Raw genomic sequence first — 2,488 nt, forward strand, 5'->3', positions numbered from 1 at the left:
ACTGCGGATTCCGACCATCGCGCGCAGGCATTCCGATTTGATGCCGCGCAGCGTTCCGATCTGATCGCGCGCAGTTGAAGCGCCTGATCGTTGGTCGTGGATGTCACCTATGTTGGCGCCTTGGTCAAGCCGCGGCGGTGGCGGCATTTCGACGCATGGATTCACCTTCGAGTTCTAGGCGGTGTGCGTTGTGAACGAGGCGGTCCAGGATGGCGTCGGCGTAGGTCGGATCGTTTATGGTCTGATGCCAGCGGGGCACCGGAAGTTGGCTGGTGACCAGCGTGGAGCGCTGACCGTAACGGTCCTCAAGGATTTCGAGCAGATGGTGCCGGGCGTTGCCGTCGAGAGGCTGAAGCCCCCAATCATCCAGGATCAGCAGATCGACCCGGGCAAGGCTTTTCAGGCGAGCAGCGATACGGCCGTCACCCTTGGCCAAGGTGAGTTCGTCGATTAGCAGCGGCAACCGGGTGTAGAGAACGGAACGGTTATCACGGCAGGCCTTGTGACCGATCGCACAGGCCAACCAACTTTTCCCGATGCCGGTCGGGCCGATGATGGCCAAGTTCTCGTGCCTGGATATCCATTCGCCAGCGAGCAACGTCTCGAAGAGCCGGCGGTCAAGACTGCGGCGCGTTCGGTAATCAACGTCCTCGGGCACGGCGCGGTGTCGCAGCTTGGCATGTCGCAAGCGCAGAGCGAGGCGCCTGTCATTTCGGTAGGTGGCCTCGTGGTCGAGCAGCAGTGCCAGCCATTCTGCGTGGCTGAGACTGGCTGCGTCATCGTTGCTTTCCATCTCGGCGAAGGCCTTGGCCATGCCGGCGAGGCCGAGTTGGCCCAGAAGGTCCAGAGTGGGATGCTTCAGCATTCTTGCTCCTTCAGTTGTAGTAGCTCGAGCCGCGGATGTTGGAATGGATGATCGGCTCTTGCTCGGGGGATTGGGGAACGGGCACCTGGTCGAGGCCCTTCTCGAGGATCGATTTAACCGACGGGTAATTGCGCGCCTGGATCTCCAGCGCGCGCAACGCCGCAGCTTCGAGGCGCTCGGGACCGAAGCGTTTTTCGAGCCCGATGATGCCCAGACAGGATCGATAGCCCTGTTCGGGATGGGGCTTTGCCTCGATGACCTTCTCGACCAGCAAGGATAGCATCGGCCCGATCCGGCTTGCCTCCTGCCGGATTTTCGCCAGCGTCCATTCGCCGTAGCGCCGGTGGCTGGATGGCATGTGCTCGGGGACGGTGGTGTGCCGGCCATTGCCGCTGCTGCGCAGGTGCACAGCAATGCGCTCGCCTCCCAGGAAGATCTCGACAGTACTGGCAGTGAACCGGGCTTCGACCTCGCGGCGCGCGAAGCGGTGCGGAACAGAGTAATGATGTCGCTCGATCGCGATATGGTAATCGAGCCCGACGCGGCAGCGGCGCCATTCGGCATGAACCCACGGCTCTGCCGGCAGCGGCTTGAGGTTTGGAACATCGACTTCGTTGAACAACTGGCGGCGCGTCTTGCCAAACTGGCGCAGCACGCGCCGGTCATTGAGATCGGCAAGGCACTCGGCGATCGCCGCGTTGACCTCCGCGAGGCTGTAGAAGATTCGGTTACGCAAGCGGCCTAATAGCCAGCGCTCGACGATACCGACGCAGGCTTCGACCTTGGCCTTGTCCCGCGGCTTGCGCGGCCGCGTCGGCAGGATCGCCGTACCGTAATGCCGCGCCATGTCGGTGTAGCTTCGGTTCACCTGAGGATCGAAGTGACAGGCCTTGATCACCGCCACCTTGGCGTTGTCGGGCACCAGCAACTGGGGAACGCCGCGGAAGAAGGCGAAGGCGGCGTTGTTGCCCGCGATCCAATCGGGAAACTGCTCGGTCCATGTCGCCAGCGCAAACGACAGGCTCGATCCGCCCATTACGGCAACGAAGATGTGGGCACCGCGGACTTCCCCGGTCCTGCGGTCCACCACGACCGGCACCGTGTCGCCAGCGTAGTCGAGGAACAGCTTTTCGCCTCCGGCATGGCTCTGGCGCATGACCAGCGGCAGGCGGCCTTCCCACCGGCGGAACAGATCGCAGAACCGGCTATAGCGATATCCGTCTGGATGCTCGGCGCGGTACTCCTCCCAGAGCACCTGCAGCGTCACGTGTTTGCGCTTCAGTTCGCGCGCTACCACCGGCCAGTCCGGCTCCGGAAGCTTGCGCCGTCCCGGCTTTACGCCGGGAACGCCGTAGAGCCGCTCCTCCAGATCCGCATCGCCAATCTCGGGCGGCAACGGCCACGACAGCCCGGATTGATCAAACCGCCTGAGCGTGTCGCGCACCGTGGTTGCCCCCGTCCGGACATGCTCTGCTACCGCTCGGGTCGAGAGCCTGGCGTCCAGGCTCAGTCTCAATATCTCGCGCACATGGCGCATCATAACCCTCCTCGTCGGCATCCAATCCTCCTGGCTGCTCAGCCAGGGAACTGGTCCCAACGATCAGGCTTCACGTCATCCCAAAC

The 2,488-nt window shown here is 63.1% G+C and carries 2 protein-coding genes; both read right to left on the bottom strand.

Annotated features, from left to right (window positions below):
• Positions 1-124 precede the first annotated feature (124 nt).
• Positions 125-865, bottom strand: coding sequence for an IS21-like element helper ATPase IstB (gene istB / locus QRN25_RS26215; RefSeq protein WP_285022470.1), 741 nt, complete (start codon positions 863-865; stop codon positions 125-127).
• Between the two features lie 10 nt (positions 866-875).
• Positions 876-2,402 carry an IS21 family transposase gene (istA, locus tag QRN25_RS26220; RefSeq protein WP_083274933.1) on the bottom strand — a complete coding sequence of 509 codons (1,527 nt, stop codon included), beginning with the start codon at positions 2,400-2,402 and terminating at the stop codon, positions 876-878.
• Between the last annotated feature and the right edge of the window lie 86 nt (positions 2,403-2,488).

This window comes from Novosphingobium sp. fls2-241-R2A-195 (genome assembly GCF_030209485.1).
Taxonomy (GTDB): Bacteria; Pseudomonadota; Alphaproteobacteria; order Sphingomonadales; family Sphingomonadaceae; genus Novosphingobium; species Novosphingobium resinovorum.

Excerpts from the sequence above, each read along its gene's own strand:
- istB (WP_285022470.1), bottom strand. The coding sequence starts at position 865 with ATGCTGAAGCATCCCACTCTGGACCTTCTGGGCCAACTCGGCCTCGCC.
- istA (WP_083274933.1), bottom strand. The coding sequence starts at position 2,402 with ATGCGCCATGTGCGCGAGATATTGAGACTGAGCCTGGACGCCAGGCTC.